Below are 23,705 nucleotides of genomic sequence, written 5' to 3' on the forward strand. Positions count from 1 at the left end.
TCCGGGTTGATCTGTCAAAATGCCCGCAGTTTCCGAACGACAGATCAACGCACCCGTTCCACCCATCCCCCGGAGGGCCCGCCCGGATGAGGATCCTCGTGACCGGCGGCGCCGGTTTCATCGGCTCGGCCTTGCTTCGCCAGTTGATCGCCGAGACGACCGACGAGGTGGTCAACGTCGACAAGCTGACCTACGCCGGCAATCTCGACTCGCTGGGCCAGGCCCTGGACGACCCCCGCCACCACTTCGAGCGGGTCGACATCTGCGACGCGACCGAGGTCAAGCGGCTGTTCGCGCAGTATCGGCCCGACGCGGTGATGCACCTGGCGGCCGAGTCGCACGTGGACCGCTCGATCGACGGCCCGGCCGAGTTCATCCAGACGAACATCACCGGCACCTTCTGCCTGCTGGAAGCGGCCCTCGGCCACTGGCGGTCGCTCGACGGGGAGGCGAAGGACCGATTCCGGTTCCTGCATATTTCGACGGATGAAGTCTTCGGGTCGCTCGGCGCCGAGGGGTTCTTCACCGAGACGACGCCGTACTCGCCGAATTCGCCCTACTCGGCCAGCAAGGCCAGTTCCGACCACCTGGTGCGGGCCTGGCACCACACGTACGGCCTGCCGACGCTCATCACCAACTGCTCGAACAACTACGGGCCGTATCAGTTCCCCGAGAAGCTGATCCCGGTGATGATCCTCAACGCCCTGGCCGGCAAGCCCCTGCCGATCTACGGCAAGGGGGACAACGTCCGCGACTGGCTCTACGTCGACGACCATGCCCGGGCCCTCCGCCTCGTGCTGGAGAAGGGGACGCCGGGCGAGACGTACAACGTCGGCGGGCACAACGAGAAGACGAACCTGGAGGTCGTGAAGACGATCTGCACCCTGCTCGACGAGCTCGCCCCGGGCTCGCCCCACCGGCCGCATGAGTCGCTCGTGACGTATGTAACCGACCGGCCCGGCCACGACAAGCGGTACGCGATCGACGCCTCGAAGATCGGGCGGGACTTGGGCTGGACGCCCCAGGAAACCTTCGAGACGGGCCTCCGACGCACGGTCGAGTGGTACCTGGGCAACACCGAGTGGTGCGAGCGCGTGTCGTCGGGGGCCTACCGCGAGCGGCTCGGACTGAAGCGGGAGCAGCAGCCGGCATGAGTACCAAGACCCTCGATCGTCGCGGGATCATCCTCGCCGGCGGCCTCGGCACGAGGCTCTATCCGCTGACCCGGGTGACCAGCAAGCAGCTCTTGCCGGTCTACGACAAGCCGATGATCTACTACCCGCTGAGCACCCTGATGCTCGCCGGAATCCGCGAGATCCTCCTGATCTCGACCCCCTCCGACCTGCCGCGCTACCGCGACCTGCTGGGCGACGGCTCGCAGTGGGGCCTCCGGCTCGAATACGCCGAGCAGCCGAAGCCCGAAGGGCTGGCCCAGGCGTTTTTGATCGGCCGCGACTTCATCGGCGACCGGCCCTCGGCCCTCGTGCTGGGGGACAACCTCTTCTACGGCCACGGCTTCAGCGAGATGCTCCAGCGGGCCTCGGCCCGCGCCGAGGGGGCGACGGTCTTCGGCTATCACGTCCAGGACCCCGAGCGTTACGGCGTCGTCGAGTTCGACGGCGACCGCCGCGCGGTGAGCATCGAGGAGAAGCCGAAGACGCCGAAGTCGAACTACGCGGTCGTCGGGCTGTACTTCTACGACAACCAGATCCTCGACATCGCGGCCAACCAGAAGCCGTCGGCCCGGGGAGAGCTGGAGATCACGGATTCGAACCTGGAATACCTCCGCCGCGGCCAGCTCCGGGTCGAGGTGATGGGGCGCGGGATCGCCTGGCTCGACACCGGAACGCACGAGTCGCTCGCCCAGGCGTCGGACTTCATCCGGGTGATCGAGCAGCGGCAAGGCTGGAAGGTCGCCTGCGTCGAGGAGGTCGCCTACCGGATGGGGTACATCGACCGGGCCCGGGTGCTCGAACTCGCCGACGGCCTGAAGAACGAATATGGCCAGTACCTGGTCGACCTGGTCGAGCGCGAGCCGTTGCCATGAACGTGATCGAGACGGAACTGCCCGGCGCCTTGATCCTGGAGCCGAAGGTCTTCGGCGACGATCGCGGCTACTTCATCGAGACCTGGAACCAGGGCCGCTACGCCGAGTGCGGGATGCCAGGCCCCTGGGTGCAGGACAACCTCTCCTTCTCGCAGCGAGGGGTCCTGCGGGGCCTGCACTACCAGCATCCGACGGCGCAGGGGAAGCTGGTCAGCGTCCTGCTCGGGGAAGTCTATGACGTGGCGGTCGACATCCGGGTCGGCTCGCCGACGTTCGGCAGGTGGGTCGGCGTGACGCTCTCGGCGGCCAACAAGCGGCAATTCTGGGTGCCGCCGGGGTTCGCGCACGGGTTCGTGGTCACGAGCGAGCACGCCCTGTTCTGCTACAAGTGCACCGAATACTACGCGCCGAAGGAGGAGGGGAGCATCCGCTGGGATGACCCCGACCTGGGGATTTCCTGGCCGATGAGCGATCCGACCCTCTCTCCCAAGGATCTGGCCGGGCTCCGCCTGAAGGACGTGCCGCCCGATCGGCTTCCGCGAGTCACCCCGGCCGGGTGATCCCGCCGGGGTCGAGGTGGATCGGATCGGACCGACCGAGGGCCGGCGATGCAATTGCTCGTGAGCTTCCAGCACGTCCGGCCGCCGTCTCGGGCCGGGCTCGGGGTCGTGGATCTGGGGACCGGCCGATTCCGGATGGCCCTGGAACTCCCCCCGGACGGCGCGCGGTGCGACGGCCTGGGCGGGCTGGCCCGATCGGGTCGGATGCTGTTCGCCTCGGCCGCCCCCTTCCGGCACCTGGGGGAGGCGGAGCCGTCGCTCCTGATCCTGCGGTCCGAGGACCTGATGCCCGAGGCCCGGTATCGGCTCCACGGGTTCTCGGACGTCAGCGGCCTGGAGTTCTTCGAGGAGACGCTCTACGTCCTCTCCTCCGGGACGGGGCAGATGGTGGCGTTCCGCGCGGATCGCGACCGGATCGAGCCGTCGGAACGGTTCGGCTGGCGGCCCCGGCTGGCGGTCGAGGGGAAGGCCGATCCGGCCCTGCACGCGCTGGCCTTCTTCCGCAACGAGTTGTACGTCTCGGCGAGCGACCGGGCCGGCTTCGACGCGTATCTGTTCAACGTGACGAGGGATTCGGTGGCGGCCCGGGCGTTGCAGGACCCGAGGTCGCTGGCGGTGGTCGGCGATGCGCTCTGCTACGCGGCCGGCCGGTTCGGCGCGGTCCATCAGCTCGGGCATGACCTGGAGCTGCGGCGATCGGCGGGGATGGAGGGATTCGTCCGGGGGCTTTGCGAGACGGACGGCTCGGTCTTCGCCGCCGCGACGATCGGGGGCCGCTGCGTGATCCACCGCCTCAATCCCTCCGACCTGGGCCTCGAGGAGACGATCCCGGTCGAGGTCGAGGGGGTCGAGGTCGCCGCCCTGTTGCCGATGGAAGGGGCCTGGGCCTGGCCCGATCCGCCCGAGCCGACCTGGTTCGAGATGTTCGGCGAGCCGATTTGATGGCGTCGCCGCCTTTTCAAGGGCCGGGCCGATCGGCCAGAATGAGGGGCCGGACTGCCACGGGCGGCCCGGCCCGCCCCCCGCGATCGTTCCCGAGAGGCACTCGCCATGTTGCCGACCTTGCTCGCATTGCTCGCGCTCCTGGGTCCCGACGCCCCCTTGCCGGGCATCAGCAGCCCGGTCGGCACGGGGCAGCCGGGGTTCTCGGGCGACGGCGGCCCGGCTCGGGAGGCCCGGCTCAACGGGCCGTTCGACGTGGCCTTCGACCGCGCAGGCAACCTCTACCTCTCCGACACGTTCAACCACCGGATCCGCCGGGTCGACGCGGAGACGGGGGAGATCTCGACGGTCGCCGGGAGCGGTCGCCAGGGGTTCTCGGGCGATGACGGCCTGGCGGTCGAGGCGAGCCTGAACGAGCCGTACGGGATCTGCCTGGACCGACTCGGGAACCTCTATTTCGCCGATCGCCTGAACCGGAGGGTCCGCAAGGTGGACCCGGCCGGGATCATCACCACGATCGCCGGCAACGGTTCGGAATTCAGCTCGGGCGACGGCGGCCCGGGGGCGTCGGCCGGGGTGGTGGAGCCGAACGGCGTGGCGCTCGACCCGACCGAGTCGATCCTGTACATCGCCGACGTCTCGGGGCATCGGGTCCGGACGGTCGACCTGGCCTCGGGGGTGATCCAGACGGTGGCCGGGACCGGCGAGGGGAGGCACTCGGGGGACGGGGGCCCGGCCCTGTCGGCGGCGCTGCACGGCCCTCGGGCCGTGGCGGTGGGGGCGGATGGGACCCTCTATATCCTCGAACGGAACGGGAACACCTTGCGAGCCGTGGTGCCCGGCTCGGCCTTGATCCGGACGATCGCCGGGACGGGGCGCAAGGGGTACTCGGGCGATGGCGGCCCGGCCCTCGCGGCCACCTTCGACGGGCCGAAGGAGCTGGCACTCTCGGGAGACGTGATGCTGATCGTCGACACCGAGAATCACGTGATCCGCCGGATCGACCTGACGAACGGCCGGATCACGACCGTGGCCGGCAGCGGCGTCCGGGGCGGGGCCGGCGACGGCCAGCCGGCGACGGACGCCCAGCTCGACCGGCCGCACGGGGTCGCCGTCGGGCCCGATGGCGGCATCGTCATCGGCGACACGAACAACCACCGGATCCGTCGCGTGGAACCGACCCCCTGATCGAGGGCCCTCGAACCTTCCTCCGATCCGGGGCGACCAGCCGCGCCCCGTCCCCTTCCCGCTTCCCCCAACGAGCCTGGCCCACCGACGATGCCCGAGTCTGACACGCAGCCCTCGCTTGCCTCGACCTCGATCGCGACCGACGTCGAGTTCCCCCCGTTCGAGCCGCACCCGATGTTCCGGGGGGGGCACGCCCAGACCCTCCTCGGCTTCCTGGCCAAGGGGAAGCCGATCGCCCTGCCGACGGTCGAGCGGACGGATCTGCTGCTCGACGACGGCGACCGCCTGGTTTTGCTCGAGAGCGCCCCGGGGACTTGCCCGGCCGACCGGCCGATCGTGGTCCTGGTGCACGGGCTGGCCGGGCACGCCGAGAGCGACTATCAGATCCGCTTCACCGACCGCTTGATGAGGCTCGGGGTGCGGGTCGTGCGGGTCAACCTGCGGAGCGCCGGCTCCGGCCTGGGATTGTCGAAGGGGATCTACCACGGCGGCCGGAGCGAGGACATCCGGGCCGTGGCCGAGCACCTGGCCCGCCGCTATCCGGAGGCGCCGATCGGCCTGGTCGGGCTTTCGCTCGGCGGCAATATCGTGTTGAAGCTGGCCGGCGAGGCGGCCGATCGCCCGGTCCCGAACCTCGATTGCGTGCTGGCGGCCAATCCGCCGATCGACCTGGCCGTCTGCTGCTCGAACATGAAGCGGTTCCCGCTGTCCCTGTACGACCGGTTTTTCGTCCGGCAGCTGATCGCCGACATCCGTCGCCTGCACACGATGGTCCCGGATCTGGGGCCGGTCGATCTGGCCAGGGTGCGGTCGATGCTGGAGTTCGACCAGCATTACACGGCCCCCCGGAACGGATTCGCGGGGGCGATGGACTACTACCAGAAGGCCAGCGCGGCCCCCTGGATCCCGCGGATTCGGGTGCCCGGGCTGGTGGTCCACGCCCTGGACGACCCGTTTATTCCGGCCGAGCCATTTTTTTCTGTAAAATTTCCGTGTCAAATCCGCCTGGAACTTGCCTTGAGGGGTGGACACCTCGGATTTGTCAGTCGGCAACGTTGGGAGACCGACCGCCGCTGGCTCGACGCCCGGTTCGCCGACTGGCTCGCCCGACGCTGGGGACGGCCAGATGACGCGGCCGGGCTGTTGCTGATCCCGCATCAGACTGCCGAGGCCAGGACGAATCCCTCCAGGATTAAGAACCAGGCCCTCCCATGTCCCGACCGGACCACTCAGCCGACAAACTTTCCGCGGCCATCGAGGTCCTGAACCAGGTACGCGGGTCGATGCTCGACCAGATGGCGGACCAGGTTTTGACCATGGCCGACGACTTTGCCGATGGCGGCTTCCAGGTCAGCGAGTTCCTGGAGATGCACGGCTCCCGACTGCACTTCCTCTGCCTGATGATCAGCCAGTTCGAGATGCTCCGGGAGACCCGGATCTCGGAACAGAAGGCACGGGCCAAGGCCTCGGAGCGGCAGAAGGCGTCCGAACGCCGCCCGAAACGGCGCGAGGAACCCCTGGTGAATCCCGGGGCCGATGAACCACCGCCGGCACCAGCCGAGGAACGCGGGACCGACAAGTGAAAAACGGTCCCTCTTGAAAACTCGAAGCGAGCCGGGAGGCGGCTCAATGCGAGGAGCCCAGGGGTTCCGAGGGGACCCCTTGATCGGGGCGAGTGACGGGGGAAGTCTCAGGGAGGGGATGACTTCTCCGGGCCGCTCGCTTCGCCAGGCCAACCCAGGCGATCAGCAAGACGGCGTTGACCGCGAAGGGCACGAGGAAGACGACGGCCGTGTCTCCCGACTGCCCGACCACGGCCCCGGCCAGCAGATTGCCCAGCAGGGCGCCGAGGCCCGCAGTGATGACCGTATGGAGCCCCTGCGCCCCGGCCCGACGGTGCGGGGGGGCCTGACCGTCGAGGAACATCTGCCCGGCGATCGTGAAGCAGGCGATCCCGATCCCGTGCAGGGGGATGCCAATTAAAGCCACCCAGAGGGGCGGGTCGATCGCCAGGGAGCCGTACCGGATCACCCAGGCGGCGATGCCGAGGGCGAGGGTCCCCCGGTCGCCGAAGCGCCGGAGCATCCAGGGCAGGGCCCAGAGGGCGGCGATCTCGGGCAACTGGCCCAGGGTCATCGCCGGGGCGATCCAGCGGCGCGGCAGGCCGATGCTCTCCAGGTAGGGCGGCTGGACCTGGAACATGTAGGGCAAGGTGAGCGTGACCCCGAAGGCGGTGAGGAAATAGAGCCCGACGATCGGCCTGCGGAGCAGGATCCGGGCGTCGGCCGCGGCCTCGGCCCATCCCCACCCCGATCCGGACGAGGCGAGCGGGGGCGTCCGGGGGAGCCGGAGGCAGAACAGGGCCAGCACCGCGGCCAGCACGGCCCCGACGGCGAAGCCCTCGGAAGCCCCCCGAGGCCCGTCGTCCGAGCCGGTCAGGGCCATCGCCTGGGCCACGATCCAGCCGGCGACCATCCAGCCGATCGTCCCCCAGAGACGGACGCCGCCGAACTGCGCCCGGGGGCGTTCGAGGTTGCGCAGGGCGATCGTGTTGCTGAGGCTCGACGCCGGCGCGACGATCGCCCAGTAGATCAGGAAGAGGGCGAAGATCGGCCAGGCGCCTCCGATCCAGCCCGAGGCCATGACCCCGAGCAGGACCGCGGCCAGGGCGTAGATGCAGGCCATCAGGCGATCGGCCGCGACCCGACGGTCGGCCAGTTGCCCCGCCCCGAGCGGCGCGGCCAGGCTCCCCAGGGCGAAGGTGGCGAAGATCCACCCCCGGGCCTCCCCGGAAATGCCGAGATCTTTCAAATGGACGGCCAGTAACGGGTACCATGCCCCCTGAACGGCATAGAGCAAGCCCATCATGATTGCCAGTTGCCCGCGCACGGTGTCTCCTTTGCCCGAGTTCGATCCCTCCGATCACCGCAATGATAGGAGGGGCGTGAAGGCCCATCCTGGCCTCCGCTTTGCATGATTCAGGGAGTTTAACCGCTTTCGACCGCCCGATCCCGAGCGCCAGGGCGCAGCATCCTTTCGGGGGGCCGCCTATGATGGAGCGTCTTCGCCGCCGGCCTCGCGGGCCGTCGTCCCCGGAATCCGCACCGCTTCTGGAGGGCCAATGGCCGACATCGTCCTGATCAATCCGAAGTTCGAGATCTCGTACTGGGGTCTGGAGCATGCCTTGCCCTTGATGGGCAAGAAGGCCAACCTCCCGGTCGCCGCCCTGCCCTTGCTCGCCGCCCTGACCCCGGAGGAACACACGGTCACGCTGATCGACGAGAACGTCGAGCCGATCGACTACGAGCGCTGCGCCCGGGCCGACCTGGTGGGCGTGACCGGCATGAGCGTGCAGCGGTTCCGGATGATCGAGATCCTGAAGGAGCTGAAGGCCCGCAACTGCTTCACGGTCGTCGGCGGCCCTTACGTCACGGTCCAGGAAGATTACTTCGACGGGCTCGCGGATGCCATCTTCATCGGCGAGGCCGAGCAGACCTGGCCGCAGTTCCTCCGCGAGTGGGCCCAGGGGCTGCACCAGTACCGCTACGAGCAAGTCGAGAAGTCGGACATGACGGCCGTGCCGACGCCGCGGTTCGACCTGATGAAGTCGAAGCATTACGCCTTCGGCTCGGTCCAGTTCTCGCGCGGCTGCCCGTTCCAGTGCGAGTTCTGCGACATCATCGTGACCTTCGGCCGCCGCCCTCGGATCAAGACCGCCGAGCAGGTGGTCGCCGAGCTGGACGCCGTCCGCCGTGAGGGTCTGAAGATCGTCTTCGTGGTCGATGACAACCTGATCGGCAACAAGCGGGCGATCAAGCCGATCCTCCGGGCCGTCGTCGACTGGCAGCGGGCGAACGCCTACCCCCTGACCTTCTTCACCGAGGCCTCGCTCGACCTGGCCGACGACCCCGAGCTGATGGAGCTGATGGTCGAGGCCAATATCCTCTTCGTCTTCGTCGGCATCGAGACGCCCAACGAGGAGGCACTCAAGGAGACGAAGAAGCTCCAGAACCTCCGCAAGGGGGGGACGATCATCGAGAAGGTCCACCGCATCCAGGACGCAGGCATGGGGGTCTGGTGCGGCATGATCATGGGGTTCGACAACGACGATTCGACGATCTTCGAGGCGCAGCGCAAGTTCCTGCACGAGGCCCGGATCACGACCTCGATGACCGGCATGCTGCACGCGATCCCGAAGACGCCGCTCTACGACCGCCTGCAAGCCGAAGGGCGCCTCGACCCCGACGACCGGCCGGCGTACGGCACGAACGTCATCCCCTTGAAGCTGTCGAGGCAGGAATTGCTCGACGGCTACATCCGGGTCATGAACGAGCTGTACGAGCCCGACGCCTACTTCGAGCGGATGGAAGACCTGTACATCCGGGGCAATCTCCAGCTCGGGCAGGGGCGTGTCCGTTGGTGGCGCAAGCACCGCCTGAGACAACTGGCGACCGAGACGATGTGGCTCGGCCAGTCGATCGGTATGTTCGCCTTGCTGATGATCTCGGTCCGCGATGCGAAGCTCCGCCGCGAGTACCGCCGCCGGCTCTGGCGGTACCTGAAGCACCGGCAGAACCCCGGCATGGCCCTGGTGTACTTGCTGCACATCGCCATGCACTTCCACGCCTACACCCTGGCCCGATCGCTCCGAGAGGCGACCAGCAAGACGCGGACCCGGGGCGCGACCGAGCGGGAGCCGGTGCTCATCAACTCTTTCTGAGCCTGGTCGCCGACGAGTCTCGGCACATAGGGGGAGCCGATCGGGAGGGCCGGATCGGCCCCCCTTTTGCCGTTTTCTGCGGGGAGTCGGACGAATCGATTGGAGCGGGCCGGGCGATCGTGCCGAAGTTACGACTCAAGGCGTTCCGCGCCTCGGGGCTTCCCAGCCGGGGGGCCCGGTCGGTTCGTCGGTTCGCTCCGGTCGTGTGCGATCACTCACGGTTGGAGCCGGCACGGAGGGACGCCCATGCTGCGGCGTTTCCGCGATCGATTGCTTGCCCAGCCTCCCGAGTCCGGCCGTCAGGGTCGCGCCGATCACCGCCGTCGGCCGAGCCTCGAGGGGCTGGAAGGGCGGCAGCTCCTGTCCACCGTCGCGCCGTCGGCCTCGGCCGCGGTGTCGAGCCCGGATCCGGCGGCGACCGCCGGCCAGTCTGGGGTGCCGGTGGTGGTGCGCTACACGTCGCTGCCGCCGCTTCGGGCCTGGGCCGGGCAGGAATTCCAGGGGGTGGTGGCGTCGTTCATCTCCAACTCGCAGTTCGCGTCCGATCGCCTGGTCGCGACCGTGGACTGGGGCGACGGCCAGGCCAGCCTCGGGGCGGTCGAGCAGAGCCCCTGGGGCGGGTTCAACGTGCGGGGGGCTCATACCTACGCCCCGAACGTGCAGGGGCCGACCTGGGTGCGGATCGACCTGGTGGATGTCGAGACCGGCCAGTGGGTGACGGGCGTCGAGCAGCGGGCGTTCGTCTCGCGGCCCTCGCCGAGCCGGGCGGCGCTGTTCGCCTCGGGCGCCCAGGTGCCCGGCGCCCAGTACGAGCACACGGCCCGGGCCCAGCCGGCCCGGCTCCGCTTCGTGGAACGTCGCCAGCAATTCCACGACGCGGCCGACCGCTACGCCCAGGGGAACGCCACGGCCGACGACCTCCGCTTCCTCAAGCAGGTCAAGAAGTTCCAGGATGAGCAGAACAAGGGCTTCTTCGAGAAGGTCGGGGACAACTTCACCAGCGGCTGGCCCTTCTGAGCTTCCGCGGTGAAATCGGTCACCGAGCCGCCCCGGATCGCGTGCTTTGCTTCTGCACACGATCCGGGGCGTTTCGTGTGAGGATCGAGCGACGCTGACGGCCGGCCCGATCCGAGGTCTCGGCGGCTCGACTTGATTCCGGAGGCGCGACGGGACAATGATGGGGTTTCCATCGTTCCGGGATCGCCGCGCCGAGAGGTTTCGCCGCCACCATGCCGATTGTCGAGGCCGAAGATCTGACCAAGACCTACCGGGTCTTCCAGAAGCGCGACGGCCTGGCCGGCGCGGTCCGAGGGTTGTTCCGCCGCGAATACCGCGAGGTGAAGGCGGTCGAGTCCATCTCGTTCGCCATCGAGCCGGGGGAGATGGTCGCGTTCCTCGGCCCGAACGGGGCGGGGAAGACGACGACCTTGAAGATGCTCTCGGGCCTGATCTACCCGTCGGGGGGATCGGCCCGGGTGCTCGGGTTCACGCCGTCGGACCGGGTCGACCTGTTCCGCCGCCAGTTCGCCCTGGTGATGGGGCAGAAGAACCAGCTCTGGTGGGACTTGCCCGCGGCCGACAGCTTCGACCTGCACCGCGAGATCTACCAGCTCCCGACGGCCGAGTACCGCGAGACGCTCGACGAGCTGACGACCCTGCTTGATGTCGCTCGCCTGACGCATCAGCCGGTCCGGGAACTGTCGCTCGGCGAGCGGATGAAGATGGAGCTGATCGCCGCGCTGTTGCATCGCCCGCGGTTGCTCCTGCTCGACGAGCCGACGATCGGACTCGACGTCGTCGCCCAGGTCACCATCCAGCGCTGTTTGAAGGAGTACCACGCCCGGCGGGGGGTGACGATGCTGTTGACCTCGCACTACATGAGGGACGTGGAGGCATTGTGCGATCGGGTGCTGGTGATCAACCACGGCCACCTGATTTATGACGGCGACCTGCCGGGCCTGTCGAGCCGGTTCGGCCAGACGAAGCTCATCAAGCTCGAATTCGCCGAGGGGGAGGTGCCCTCCGACCTCGCTCGGTTCGGCGAGGTGGACCGCGACGAGGGGGGGGAGGCCGAGATCCGGGTCGATCGGTCGCGGGTGGCCGAGGTCCTCGGCGCGATCCTCGACCGCTACCGGGTGGCCGACGTGGTGGTGCAAGACCCGCCGCTCGAACAGGTGATCACCCGGGTCTTCCAGGAAGGGCGGGAAGGGGCAGACCATGACGCCGCCTGACCGGTCCGCGTCGGAATCGCAGCCCGTCGCGCTCGACAATCCCGCCGGCGGCACCGGGGCGACTCCCGATCTGGCCGGGATCGGCGGCGGGCCGGTCGCCGCGCCGCACTATGGTTGGGGGCCGTTGCTCAGGAAGTACGGGAAGATCTATCGCGTCTCGCTCGCCGAGCGGATGACCTATCGCGCCGACTTCTTCATCACGACCTTCTTCCGCTTCCTGCCGACCTTGACGACGATCCTGCTCTGGAGCGCGATCTACGACGGCTCCGGCTCCTCGACCCTTGCGGGGTTCTCGTACGAGCAGACGATTGCCTACTTGCTGATCGTGAACATCAGCCGGATGTTCTCCAGCATGCCGGGCCTGGCCGGGGGGATCGCCCGGGAGGTCCGCGACGGGACGCTGAAGAAATATTTGATCCAGCCGCTCGACCTGATCGGCTACCTGCTGTCGTATCGGATGGCGCACAAGTCGGCGTATATTATCGGGTCGGCCCTACCGTACGCGGTGTTGTTCGGCATCTGCTACACCTTCTTCGTCGGCAACATCCCGACGGACCCGATGATCTGGCTGGCCTATGCGGTGTCGCTGGTCCTCGCCTTCCTGATCGGGTTTTTCTTCGAGGCGAGCGTGGGGATGGTCGGTTTCTGGTTCCTGGAGATCACGTCGATCCTCTGGGTGGTGATGACCCTGAACTTCTTCATCTCCGGCCAGATGCTGCCGCTCGACTTCCTGCCCCCCTTCTGGGCGGGGCTGCTCAAGCTGCTCCCCTTCCAGTACATGGCGTATTTCCCGGCCGTGATCTTCCTGGGCAAGATGGAGGGTGACGAACTGGTCGGCGGGTTGCTGCTCGGGTTGTTCTGGGCCGTCTTCTTCGCGGTGCTCTGCCGGTGGCTGTATTCGAGGGGGTTGAAGCAGTACGGGGCGTATGGGGGCTGAGGGCCGGCCATGGCACGGAAGGTGAGGGGGAAAGGCACGGGTGCGAGCGATCCCTGGCAGGAGGTTGGCTTCTTCGGCTTCCCCGGCCTTGATTACGGGACGACCGACGGCCGGAGGCTCCGGGTCACCGAAACCGGGCGTGTTCTCGCAGAGCTTGCCCTGCGCAACGAGACGAGACTCGTCGATCAGAAGCCCAGCGAGGAGGACGAAGAAGCCGGGCTCGGCACGGATATCCTCTCGGCCGACCTGCGAGTGGCCGACGCCGAGGGGCGTCTCTGGCTCGCGACCGCCTCGTTCGATGCCGGGGTGTTCGTCTCGCAACTGATCGACGTCGCGCGGAAGGCGACCATCCCCTTCCGAGACGACGCGGCGCGGGGCCGGAAGAAAACGAAGGGCGGCGGGCCGGCCCCCGTGCTGACCGACGTCCGCTTCTGGAGCGATGACCGTTTCATCCGGCCGATCGTGTTCTACGGCCCGGACGGCGAGCAGGACGAGCATCGGATCGTCCAACTTCAATTCAAGTACACGCTGCTCTCATTCGACGTGGCCTATCATCGTCCGGCCCCCGAGATCGAGGTGCTCCGGCACCTGCTGGAGTTGCGCGTGCGGCTGGACGAGGTCGGAGTCTTCGATTACGAGACGGTCGAGGAGTTCGGCCCCTTGGCCTTCTTCTTCTCCTGGGAGGTCCTGTTCCAGAACAACCACTGGAGCCGGGATCGGGACGGTCGATGGCGGCACTCGACCCTGCCCCTCCCGCTGGTGTTCCGGAGCGTCGACGGTTCGGGGACGCCGCAAGCACAGGTCGTCGTCGCGTAGGACTGCCCATCCGGCATCTGTCGCGGCGGGTAGGTTGGTAGACAACTGACGATTGCAAGACACGGGGGAGCGTTCCATGACTCATCGGGCTCGATCGGCCTCGCTCGGGGCAATCTTCCTCGTCGCTTCGCTGACGACGTTCGGTTCGGCAGCGACCGAGGATGAGCCACTTTACGATGTGCTGATTCTCAACGGCCGGATCGTCGACGGGACCGGGAACGCCTGGTTCTACGGGGACGTGGGGCTGAGAGGGGACCGGATCGCCCGGATCACCCCGGCGGGATTGCTCGACGGCGCGGAGGCGGGCGAGCGGATCGACGCGACCGGGATGGTCGTCGCGCCGGGGTTCATTGATATTCAGAGCCACTCGCGCGGGGCCTTGCTCACCGGAGACGGCCGGGTGATCGGCAAGGTGACGCAGGGGGTGACGACCGAGATCATGGGGGAAGGGACCTCGAACGCGCCCAGCAGGGAGCCGGAGGAATTCGACGTGCCGGGCGGCTTCGATCGCTGGCTGGAGGCGATGCAGGAGCACGGCGGGTCGGTGAACTTCGGGTCGTTCGTGGGTTCGGGGACGGTCCGGAGCTACGTCAAGGGGATGACGCAGGGGCCGCCGACGGCGGAGGAGCTGGATCGGATGCGCGTCCTGGTCCGGGACGCGATGGAAGGAGGGGCGTTCGGCCTGGCGTCGGCCTTGATTTATCCACCGGATAGCTTCGTCGGGACCGAAGATCTGATCGAGCTGGCGAAGGCGATGGCCCCCTATGGAGGGGTTTACATCACGCACCTCCGATCGGAAGCGGACCAGCTCCTCGAAGCGATGGACGAGGCCATCCGGATCGGCCGCGAGGGAGGGGTGCCGGTCGAGATCTATCACCTCAAGGCCGCCGGCACGCGGAACTGGCCGAAGGCGATCCGGGGGATCGAGCGGATCAACGCCGCCCGGGAGGCCGGGCAGGATGTGAGTGCCGACATGTACCCCTATACGGCCGGGGGGACGGGTTTGACCGCGGCCTTGCCGCCCTGGGCGTCGGCGGATGGGAAGCTGTACGAGAACCTCGCCGATCCCGTCATGCGTGCGAAGATCAAGGAAGAGATTTTAAATCCGACCTCGGAGTGGGAGAACCTCGCCGAGCTGTCGGGGCCGGAGAACGTGATCGTGCTCGGCCTGACGAAGCCGGAGACGAAGGCGTACGCCGGGAAGCGGCTCTCGGAGATTGCCGAGGCCCAGGGGAAGGACTGGATCGACGCGGCGATCGACCTGCTCATCCTCGAAGGCCAGCGGATCAGCACCATTTACATCATGATGAGCGAGGAGAACGTCGCGCTCCAGATGCAACAGCCCTGGATGAAGTTCGGCACCGACGCGGGCGGGCACGACCCGGAGGAGGCGACCGGCCTGGTGCATCCCCGGTCGTACGGGACCTATCCGCGCATCCTGGGCAAGTATGTGAGGGAGGAAGGGGTCATCACGCTGGAGGAGGCGATCCGCAAGATGACCTCGGCGGTGGCCGATCGCCTGTCGATCCGCGATCGCGGTTTGCTCCGCGAGGGATCATATGCCGATGTAGTGATCTTCGACCCGGAGACGATCATCGACCGCGCGACGTATGAGGAACCGCACCAAGTCTCGGTCGGCATCCGCGACGTGTTCGTCAACGGCCGGGCCGTGGTGCGGGACGGGGTCCACACCGGGGCGAAGCCCGGCCGGATCGTCCGGGGGCCGGGCTACCGGGGGGAGTGAGCGGCGAGCTGCTCCCGGAGCCGGTCGAAGGTCGATGGCGGTCCTTCGGCATCGAAGAGGAACCGCGTGGGCATGCCGACCACGCGACGGGCGCCGAGGCGGATCAGCTCGCGTTGGAACGATGCGATCCGCCCGGCGGGGGCGAGCGCCGTGACCCGCCAGCACGATCGGCCCCGCTCGTCCCAGGCTTCCCCCCGGACGACGTGCTGGGCCCCTTGCTGGGCGAGGAAGGCCGAGACGGCCGCGGCCTGGTGCCCCTCCTCGGGTCCGCCGACGACTTCGAGCAAAAGCCGACTTTCGGAGGCGCGGACCCCGTCGAGGCCGTCAAGCAGGAGGGCGAGGGGGCCGGTGTCTCCCTCGTCGATCAGGCGTTGCAGGCTCGGGCCGTGGCCGATCAGGCAGGAGGCCGAGTCGAGCACCTTGCCCCCCTCGATCTCCCGCAGGCGGTTGTCCTTCAGGGTCGTCCCCGAGCTGGTCAGGTCGACGATGATGTCGGAGATGCCCAGCGTCGGGTGCAGTTCGAGCGCGCCGTCGGAATGGATGATCTGATAATGATAGATGCCCCAGCGGCGGAAGTGGGCCTCGGTCAGGGTGCCGTACTTGGTCGAGACGCGGAAGGCCTTGCCGGAGTCCTTGAACTCGGTGGTCAGGTCGACCAGGTCGAGCATGTGCGTCACGTCGATCCAGCTCTCGGGGACGGCGACGACCAGGCGGCAGCCGCCGTATCCGAGGTCGGCCTCGACGACGACGGCGTCGGTCGCCTCGTCCTGGTGCTCGGCGAAGACGTCCATGCCGGTGACGCCCAGGTGGCAGCGGCCTTCCTGGACCTGCACGACGATGTCGGTCGGCCTCATGAAGACGACATGGAAGCGCGGGTGGCCGCCGATGGTGGCTTCATACTGGCGATCGCTCGCGCGCCGGACCTTGTAGCCGGCGGCCTTGAGGAGGTCGACGGCCCCTTCGTACAGGTGCCCCTTCGACGGCAGGGCGATGCGGATGGGGTCGATGGCGGGGGTTCCGTTCTCCGGGCTCATCGGGGGCGAGTCTCCAGCGCGTGATAGAGCCGCTCGACGCCGAAGGCGAACCCGACGCCGTGGGGGTCGCGGTCGCTCCCGAGCACGCGGGCGAGGCCGTCGTATCGGCCGCCGTGGCAGACGCCGAGGGGGCCGGAGGGGGTCGAGATCGAGAGGTCGAAGATCATTTGCGAGTAGAAGCCGATGCCGTGGCCGAACCCCAGGTCCAGCTCGACCTGTTCGGGGGGGATGCCGCGGGCCTCGAGGACCTCGAGCATGGCGTAGAAGCTGCGGATCGTTCCGGGGGCGAGCGCGGCAAACCCCTGCTCAAGCCCCTGGAGCACCTCGACGGCCGGCCCTCGCAGGTCGGCCAGGGCGTGGACGCGGTCGCGGACCCGTTCGAGCGTCGCGCCGAGGGAATGGCCGAGCGCCCACTTCTTGCGCAGGCGGTTGACGATCTCGTGCCCGGTGCGGCGGCCGGTCACCCGGGGGACGAGGTGGCGGAAGAGGCGGTCGACGCCGGGGTCGTCGGCCCGGCCGATGGCGGGCAAGACCGATTCGGCCTCCTGCTCGGCGTCCCCCTGGAGCCAGCCGGAGAGGCGTTCGAGGGCCGATTCCAGGGCCCGGACGTTCCGCCCCTCGGCGGCGGCGTCGCTCAGGTGCTCGACGAGCGAGGCGACGGCGGCGGTGGGGAGCCCGCAGCGTTCCAGGACCTCGACGATCAGCCCCGTGTGGCCGACCCGGACGGTCACGCCGTCCAGGCCAACGGCCTTCGCGGCCTCGATCGCCAACGCGATGACCTCGGCGTCTGCCTCCGGGCCGGGGACGCCGAGCAATTCGACGCCGGCCTGGGTGAATTCGCGGTAGCGGGTCGGACCAGGCTCGCGCTCGAACCGGAAGACCGGGCCGGAGGAGCAGACGCGCCAGGGGACCGGGGCGGGCTCGGGGGCGTCGATGTACGCCCGGACGACGCTCGCGGTCAGCTCGGGGCGGAGGCAGAGGCGGCCGGGCCCGTCGGCCAGCTCGAACAGCTTCGAGACGATCGACGCGCCGCTCTTGCGCTCGTGCAGCTCGGTGACTTCGAGGATCGGGGTGCGGATCGCCTCGAAGCCGGCGGCGGCGAAGTGATCCATCAGGGTCCGTTCGAGCCGGGCGATGGCGGCGAAGTCGGTCGGCATCCAATCCCGGGTGCCGCGGACCTGGGCGATCGGGGCCTCGCGGTGATTGGCCGGGTCAGGGAGAGTCGCGGAGGGTTCGGCGGTCATGACGGGTCCGGGTGTCCGGGATCGATCGAGCGTGCGACGTTTGCCGGGGGAATCACGGGCAACGACGGCTCAACTGTTGGTCCTGGGTGGGTTGGAAGGGCGGGTGGTTTCCTGCTGCTCGAGGATGCCCAGGGCGCTCCGGATCGAGTCTTCGAGCGTCGACCAGGCGAGCCCCTTGTCCTCATTCCGGGTGGCGAGGACGCGGAGATTGAACACTTCCTGCGCCTCCTCGTCGGGGCCGACGATGACGGCGAGCGTGTGCCCCCGGGTCGAGCCGTAGCCCATCTGCTTGCCGATCGAGATGGGTTCGGGATAGACCTCGGCCCCGATCCCGGCGGCGCGGAGCCGGGCGGCGAGGCGGACCGGGGTGCTCGGGCTGACCCCCGGGAACTGGGCGACGAGCACCGGGACCGTCGTGGCCGACGAGGGGAGGAGTTTGGCCTCTTCCATCAGGGCGATCAGGCGATCGAGGCCGATCGAGGCCCCGACGCCGGGCAACCGCCGCTTGATGTAGAGGCTCGCCAGGTCGTCGTAACGGCCGCCGGAACTGATCGAGCCGAAGCGTTCCCAGCCATCCACCGTCGTCTCGAAGACGATCCCGGTGTAGTAATCGAGGCCGCGGGCGAGGCCGAGGTCGATCGTCAGGCGCTCCTGGGGGACCCCGGCCGCGTCGAGCAGGTCCAGCACGCCGCGGAGATTGGCGATGCCCTCGGCGGCGGTTTCGTGCCCGCCGAGTCGGCCCTCGGCCATCGTCAGGACGGTTCCACCGGGGCCCTTGCCCTGCTCGACGAAGTCGAGGAGCGACCGGGCCTGATCGTCGGAGAGGGTTGCGCCGGTCGATTCGGCGGCGGTCAGCTCGGTCAGCACGCCGTCGCGGCCGACCTTGCCGAGCTTGTCGAGTGCCCGGAGCACGGCGCCTTTGCGGTCGATGACGCCGAACGAGTCGAGCAGGCCGTCGAGGATCTTGCGATTGTTCAGGCAGAGCGTGAACCCGTCGAGGCCGATGGCGGCCAGCGCGTCGTGGATGACCTGGGCAGTCTCGGCATCGGCGACGACGCTCTCGGTGCCGACGGTGTCGAAGTCGCACTGGGTGAACTCGCGGAATCGCCCCTTGGCGGGGCGCTCGCCGCGGAAGACCGAGCCGATCGCGTAGCGCTTGAACGGGGTGCCGAGTTGGTCGACGTGCCGGGCGACGAACCGGGCGAGGGGCACGGTCAGGTCGAACCGCAGGGCCAACTCGCCGGGGGTGCCGCCTTTGTTCGTGACCTCGAAGATCTGGCGGAGGACCTCGTCGGATCCGGCCCCCTTGCCGGTGAGGACCTCCATGCGCTCGATGTGAGGGGTCTCGATCGGCACGAATCCGAAGGAGGCGAACGTCTTGCGCAGGGTCTCCAGCATCCGCTCGCGCGGGATCATGGCCGAAGGGGGAATGTCCCGCAACCCGCTGGCAACGCGGGGATCAATCATCGGTCGGGAGTCCTGAGGGGTTCGGAGATCGGCACTTCGGATGGCGAGCATTGTAGCAAGGAGCGCCCGAGATTCCCAACCGGCCTGAGAATCCGCCCGAGGACGAGAGCCACGCCCCTCGCGTCGAGTCGAAACCCGAGGGGCGCGAGGCGGAACAAATCGTCGAGGCGGCTCAGGACGCCCTGGTCTCGGACGCATCACGCCCGAGGGCCCGCCCGGGTTGACCGTGGGTGATCTGCTCCTCGCGCTGCGGCCCGAGCTGAGCCGGGCTGTCGTGTCAGCGATCGGGAGTTTCGAGCAGTTCGAGCAGTCGGTCGAGCTTGGATTCGAGGGTGGAGAGGCGGTGCTCGATCAGGGTCGGATCCGCGGGGGTCGGTTCCGGGGTGAGGGGGAGCCGGGGTTCTGAGGGAGTGTTGCCACTCATCGCTTGGCGGACATCATCGAGGGAAACGAAGGGGAGGATCTGGTCGAAGTCGAAGCGGCGGAGGGTCATCAGTTTGGACGGGTTCGGTGGATCTCGTCTCCACGATCGGGGACGTCGCTCGCCAAGGTGCAGGATCAGGGTATCTCCCTCAAGGCGATAGATCCCGAGGGCATGCGTGGTTTCGCCATCGGAGATGGTGACCGAAGGCGGGTCGCTCGAAGGATCGAATCGGGCGATGGCCTCGTCCCTTTTGGCCCCGAATGGAGACGAAGCTCCCTCCTTGGTATGCGTCTGCTCGGCCCAGATCAATCGAAGCGGAATCGAGGGGTCGTCGGGATCGCTCACCAAGTCAGACTCGCCTTCGAGCCGGCGGATTTGGATCACCGTGTTGTCGGGCTCACCCTCGCCCTGATTGATCACCGTGGGTTTGAACAAGGTCGACGAGGTGGTGATCCAGGTGCCGAGCAGATCGTCGGCCTCGACGCGTTGGCCGGTGCCGTTGCGACTCGGAGTGTCGGAGCGAGGGACTTCCGCGTCCTCGGGCTCGGGCTCGGGCTCGGGCATGACGATGACGCGCCAGCCGTCGTTGCGGGCCTGCTGGGCCTTGGCGGAATCCCAGGCGAAGAGTTCAGGATCGATCGCGACGTTGGGTTTGAAGTCCTTGATGGAATAATGCTGCTTGTCCTTGCCGTTGGGGGCGAGGGTGTGGATGCTTCGGGGCCGGAGGGTCCGGGCGTCGAGGATCAGGACGGCCGCGGTGAAGGTGTTGCGGTCGGCGGCGAGCCTCGGGTAGATGGCGATGCGGCGGGTGCCTTCCTCGGCCGACGGCATCAGGTTGGCTCGGTAGCGGCGTTTGAAGTCCTCGGCGTCCGCACAGGACAGGAAGCGCAGCGCCGCGGGTGGGGTGGGGGTCGGCAAGAGCGCGTCGAGGAGCCTGGAGATGCCCGGGACCTGGGAGAGGAAGGTGCCTCCACCGAGTGCCTGTTTCTGGTCGTCCCCGGCCAGGGGGTAGACGGTGATCTGCCGGGCCGGCCCGTCGAACTCGACGACGTTGGCCTCGTTGACGAGGATGCGGCGGTCGAAGGCGGCAAGCGTGCTCGCCTCGCCGTTCGTCTTCTTGTCCCACTGGAAGAGGACGGAGTCCGGCCGCTTCAAGTAGGCGGTCGCGTCGTAGACCTTCCGTTCGCCGACACTCGTCATCTCGTCCACCAGTTCGAACGAGGCGAACAGCGTCTCGATGTCGCGGCTGGCCCCTTCCCAGCGGTCGAGCAGGTCGTCGAGCTCAGCGTCGACGGGATCCACGGAGGCGAGGGGGTCGTCCTGGGGCATGGCGTCGGGGCGATCGGGGAGACGCCGATACGTCTCCACAATCGCTCCGGGTTGGGGGTCGAGGTTTGAGGGGACGGGGCTCCCGGGTCCGAGGAGTTTGAGGGTCAAGCGGTCCGCTTCGAGGGAATAGGTGCCGCTCCAGGTCTGGCGGATGGCATCGCCGTCGGGGGTGGAGTCGTAAGCGTAGAGGTCGAGGCGTCGGGGGTCGGATGCCGGGTCGAACCACGCGAGATCGCCCCGGCTCGCGAGCGAAGGGCTGTCGGTCGAGGCGAAGCGGGCGCGCAGGACGATACCGTGGGCGGGCAGGTTCCTGGCCAGCCAGGGTTCGACCTCGGCGAGTTCCAGGGTCAAGGGGAGGGGCGATGCCCCGGGCTCATCCGCCATCGAAATCCGCTCCCAGGTGCCAAGCAACTCCGGCCGATTTGGAGTCGGCTCGGCCCCAGCCGCCCCGCCGGCGGGAGGCTCGTCGGGGTCGTATCTCCGGTAAACCAGGGAGACGGTGGAGGAGTCGGGGGAACGCTCGAAGCCCGAGGGCCGGGTGTTCGAATCGAAGTCGGCCAGATGCAGGGTGAGGGTGTCGTCTTCGAGCCGGAGGATCCCCCGGGTGCGGAGGGGTGGGAGTTCACCCTCCGGGTCGTCGCTCGATTCGAGGAAGTCGATGCGAACGGGGTTGGCGGCCGGGGCGACGAACGCCCGGCTCTTCCTGATTGCGATCGGTTCGGTTCCCGACTTCAGGTCTCGGGAGGCCCGGGACGTGACCGACAGTGACATTTCGTCGTTGTAGTAGGGCCGGACGACGGGGAACTCGTCGGCGCGGATCTCCATCGTGAGATCGACCTCCTCGAACCCGGTCAGCCCCTCCGAGGCGATGCATCGCCAAACGCCGAGCAGGGGGCTCTTGCTCGCATCGAGGAGGTCCGGGCTGGGAGGCGTGCGAGGATTCGGGTCGGCCGGGAGTCGATTCAGCTTGATCGATCGCTGGCCCGCGGAAACGTTGGACTCCATCGTGGTCGGCCTCGGGCCGCCCGGCTCTGCGAAGTAGAGCGTGAGCATCTCCGGATTGCGGAATTCGTAGATGCCGGCCCGATTGACGTTCTCAATCACCTCGACCCCGCGCTCATCAAAAGTCGGCGGCCTGTAGAAATTGCTTCCCCACATGCTGTCATTGCGATACGTCACGTCGATCTGCTTCGGGTCGCCCGCGGGGCGGAGTTCGTATTCGATTTCTCCCCAGTCGAGGCCGAGGGGGGTCATCCGGCCGTCCTTGATGTCGAGGACCATCCCGCGGGCGAATCGGAAGTCGCTGCCGTCGTCACCCGGATTGAGGGGGAAGACGTTCGCAACGACCCAACGGCCCTGGAGGGGGTCTTCCGTTGACGCTGGGGGCGAGACGACCCCGGCCACCTCGGCGTCTTCCGCTGGGGTCGTCACGACCCCAGGCACACCGGCGAAGTTGATCCTGCGGTAGATGTAGCGGGTCGAATCTGGGCCGGTTCGTTCGAAGCCGGAGGGATGGGGGGCGTCGGGATCGACGAAATGGAGCGTGAGACGATCACCTTCGATCCGGTAGACGCCGCGAGACCGGGGGAGGGATTCTCGCCCTTCCCTGGTGGGCCGTTCGATGCGGGGAGGGGTCGCGGTCGGATCGACGAGATAGATCGGGTATTCGCTCGTAGGGAAGGATGGCCCGATCCCGTGACCAACCGCCCCATGATGCACACCGACCATCAGTGGGATCGGGCCGTCCTTCGGCATACCGAGGTCGAGAATCGGTCCGATGTCGATCCTTGGGACCATGTCCTTGTTGAGCACATCGCCTTCGATCGACTGGAGACGCCATTTCCCCAGAAGATCCGCCACGCCTTCGAAGTCAAGTGGGGGGGCTTTCGTCGTGTCGGGGTTGCCAGGGTCAGGACGTTCCCGGCCGTCGGGGCGGTCGCCTTCCGTCGGCTGCGAGGGGATCGAGACGACCCCGGGCACCCCGTCTCCATCGTCTGCATAACGCAGGGCCGCGAGGCCGGAGGAGCCGAGGCCGAGGGCGAGGAGGCCGACGAGGGCGGTGAATTTGAGCTGGTGCGCGGCCATGCCGGATAAGACTCCTGTGGCGAGGGAGAGGGCGACGCCGGGGACGGTCCCCGGGGCGAGGGAACCGCCGAGGGCGAAGGCGGCGGCGGTGCGGGAGGTGCGGTGGATGAGCGTGTGGGGGACGCTGAAGGCGCGGGTGGGCAGGGAGACGAGCGTGCCGGAGAGCAAGGAGGCGGGGGCGAGGCCGAGCCGGGTGAGGCGGCGGCGGAGGAGGGAGCGGGCGCGGGATTGTCGCCCCTTGACGGTGCCGATCGGGCACCGGAGGCGGGCCGCGGCCTCGGCGTGCGAGTGGCCTTCGAGGTCGCAGAGGATGATGACGCGGCGGTAGCGTTCGGGGAGGAGGTCGATCGCCTCGTGCAGGGCGGCGCGGTCGGCGTGGGGTAGGCCCGCGCCGGGGGCGGCGAGCGTGGCGAGGGCGTCGGTCGAGGGGCGTTCGAGGCGGGTGCGGCGGGAGGACTCGGCCAGGGATTTGGAGCAGACGCGGCGGGCGACCCGGTGGAGCCAGGGCCCGAGCAATTTGGCGTGGCGGATCGACCCGGCTCGGCGGGAGAGGACGAGGAAGGTGGCCTGGAAGGCGTCGTCGGCGTCGTGGGGGTCGGCGAGCAGGGCGCGGCAGGTGCGCAGGACCATCGGCCCGTGGCGGGTGACGAGGGCCTCGAAGGCGTATTCGTCCCGGGAGCAGACGAAGAGGTCGAGCAGCTCGGCCTCGGAGCGGCCCAGGAGCGTCCCCTGGCGGAAGAGGCGGTCGAACTCGCGGATTCCGGCGGTCCGGGGGTTGCCGGGCATGGGGCCAGTCCTTCGACACGAGGGGTCGGTCGGTTCGGTGGCGGTCGGTCTTCGAGGAGAAAGAGCCCCGGACGGGGCCGATCGGTTACGCCAATCGTGCGCGATTCGGCCGCGGCGGGGGAGGGAGTGCCCCATTCCGGCGGTCCCCGGA

The 23,705-nt window shown here is 68.3% G+C and carries 18 protein-coding genes; 13 read left to right on the top strand and 5 right to left on the bottom strand.

The features are described 5' to 3' along the window. Positions 1-86: 86 nt before the first annotated feature. The 7 genes from rfbB (at position 87) to AB1L88_RS23650 (ending at position 6,320) form a co-directional block, all read left to right on the top strand. A complete protein-coding gene (rfbB, locus tag AB1L88_RS23620) occupies positions 87-1,154 on the top strand; it encodes a dTDP-glucose 4,6-dehydratase (RefSeq protein WP_367099162.1) in 1,068 nt (355 codons plus the stop codon). Then, complete coding sequence (gene rfbA, locus AB1L88_RS23625; protein ID WP_367099163.1) at positions 1,151-2,047, top strand: glucose-1-phosphate thymidylyltransferase RfbA; 897 nt, start codon at positions 1,151-1,153, stop codon at positions 2,045-2,047. The genes rfbB and rfbA overlap by 4 nt, the downstream gene beginning before the upstream one ends. Further along, entirely contained in the window at positions 2,044-2,607 is a 564-nt protein-coding gene (gene rfbC, locus AB1L88_RS23630; protein WP_367099164.1) for a dTDP-4-dehydrorhamnose 3,5-epimerase, read from the top strand. Before rfbA ends, rfbC begins: the two co-directional genes overlap by 4 nt. A gap of 48 nt (positions 2,608-2,655) precedes the next feature. Then, positions 2,656-3,549 carry a hypothetical protein gene (locus tag AB1L88_RS23635; protein ID WP_367099165.1) on the top strand — a complete coding sequence of 298 codons (894 nt, stop codon included), beginning with the start codon at positions 2,656-2,658 and terminating at the stop codon, positions 3,547-3,549. A 108-nt stretch (positions 3,550-3,657) separates the two neighbouring features. After that, positions 3,658-4,737, top strand: a complete 1,080-nt coding sequence (locus AB1L88_RS23640) for a hypothetical protein (protein ID WP_367099166.1) — start codon at positions 3,658-3,660, stop codon at positions 4,735-4,737. A gap of 90 nt (positions 4,738-4,827) precedes the next feature. Then, a complete protein-coding gene (locus AB1L88_RS23645) occupies positions 4,828-6,003 on the top strand; it encodes an alpha/beta fold hydrolase (protein WP_367099167.1) in 1,176 nt (391 codons plus the stop codon). 17 nt (positions 6,004-6,020) lie between these two features. Next, on the top strand, positions 6,021-6,320 hold the full coding sequence (locus tag AB1L88_RS23650; RefSeq protein ID WP_367099168.1) for a hypothetical protein: 300 nt from the start codon (positions 6,021-6,023) through the stop codon (positions 6,318-6,320). A gap of 43 nt (positions 6,321-6,363) precedes the next feature. On the opposite strand, the gene AB1L88_RS23655 is transcribed toward AB1L88_RS23650, so the two are convergent. Beyond that, positions 6,364-7,626, bottom strand: a complete 1,263-nt coding sequence (locus AB1L88_RS23655) for an MFS transporter (RefSeq protein ID WP_367099169.1) — start codon at positions 7,624-7,626, stop codon at positions 6,364-6,366. A 232-nt stretch (positions 7,627-7,858) separates the two neighbouring features. On the opposite strand from AB1L88_RS23655, the gene AB1L88_RS23660 reads away from it, so the two are divergent. From AB1L88_RS23660 to AB1L88_RS23685, 6 genes are all read left to right on the top strand, one after another. Next, positions 7,859-9,457: a radical SAM protein gene (locus AB1L88_RS23660; RefSeq protein ID WP_367099170.1), complete on the top strand. Its 1,599-nt coding sequence runs from the start codon at positions 7,859-7,861 to the stop codon at positions 9,455-9,457. A gap of 246 nt (positions 9,458-9,703) precedes the next feature. Then, positions 9,704-10,474 carry a hypothetical protein gene (locus AB1L88_RS23665; protein WP_367099171.1) on the top strand — a complete coding sequence of 257 codons (771 nt, stop codon included), beginning with the start codon at positions 9,704-9,706 and terminating at the stop codon, positions 10,472-10,474. Between the two features lie 212 nt (positions 10,475-10,686). Continuing rightward, the gene (locus AB1L88_RS23670; protein WP_367099172.1) at positions 10,687-11,688 is read left to right on the top strand and encodes an ATP-binding cassette domain-containing protein; all 1,002 of its coding nucleotides are present in this window, start codon (positions 10,687-10,689) and stop codon (positions 11,686-11,688) included. Then, on the top strand, positions 11,675-12,625 hold the full coding sequence (locus AB1L88_RS23675) for an ABC-2 family transporter protein (RefSeq protein ID WP_367099173.1): 951 nt from the start codon (positions 11,675-11,677) through the stop codon (positions 12,623-12,625). The genes AB1L88_RS23670 and AB1L88_RS23675 overlap by 14 nt, the downstream gene beginning before the upstream one ends. Positions 12,626-12,634: 9 nt before the next feature. Further along, positions 12,635-13,441, top strand: coding sequence for a hypothetical protein (locus AB1L88_RS23680; RefSeq protein ID WP_367099174.1), 807 nt, complete (start codon positions 12,635-12,637; stop codon positions 13,439-13,441). Positions 13,442-13,517: 76 nt separating this feature from the next. Then, positions 13,518-15,185 (top strand): D-aminoacylase, encoded by a 1,668-nt coding sequence (locus AB1L88_RS23685; RefSeq protein ID WP_367099175.1) that lies wholly within the window; start codon positions 13,518-13,520, stop codon positions 15,183-15,185. Here the strand turns inward: AB1L88_RS23685 and hisG are convergent. From hisG to AB1L88_RS23705, 4 genes are all read right to left on the bottom strand, one after another. Further along, complete coding sequence (hisG, locus tag AB1L88_RS23690) at positions 15,170-16,219, bottom strand: ATP phosphoribosyltransferase (RefSeq protein ID WP_367099176.1); 1,050 nt, start codon at positions 16,217-16,219, stop codon at positions 15,170-15,172. The two genes, AB1L88_RS23685 and hisG, sit on opposite strands and share 16 nt — an antisense overlap. Continuing rightward, positions 16,216-17,463, bottom strand: a complete 1,248-nt coding sequence (locus AB1L88_RS23695) for a HisS family protein (RefSeq protein ID WP_367099177.1) — start codon at positions 17,461-17,463, stop codon at positions 16,216-16,218. Before AB1L88_RS23695 ends, hisG begins: the two co-directional genes overlap by 4 nt. A 69-nt stretch (positions 17,464-17,532) precedes the next feature. Further along, positions 17,533-18,930 (bottom strand): histidine--tRNA ligase, encoded by a 1,398-nt coding sequence (gene hisS / locus AB1L88_RS23700; RefSeq protein WP_367099178.1) that lies wholly within the window; start codon positions 18,928-18,930, stop codon positions 17,533-17,535. A 277-nt stretch (positions 18,931-19,207) separates the two neighbouring features. After that, positions 19,208-23,554, bottom strand: coding sequence for a sigma-70 family RNA polymerase sigma factor (locus AB1L88_RS23705; protein ID WP_367099179.1), 4,347 nt, complete (start codon positions 23,552-23,554; stop codon positions 19,208-19,210). Between the last annotated feature and the right edge of the window lie 151 nt (positions 23,555-23,705).

It is taken from the genome of Tautonia sp. JC769 (assembly GCF_040717455.1).
GTDB lineage: Bacteria > Planctomycetota > Planctomycetia > Isosphaerales > Isosphaeraceae > Tautonia.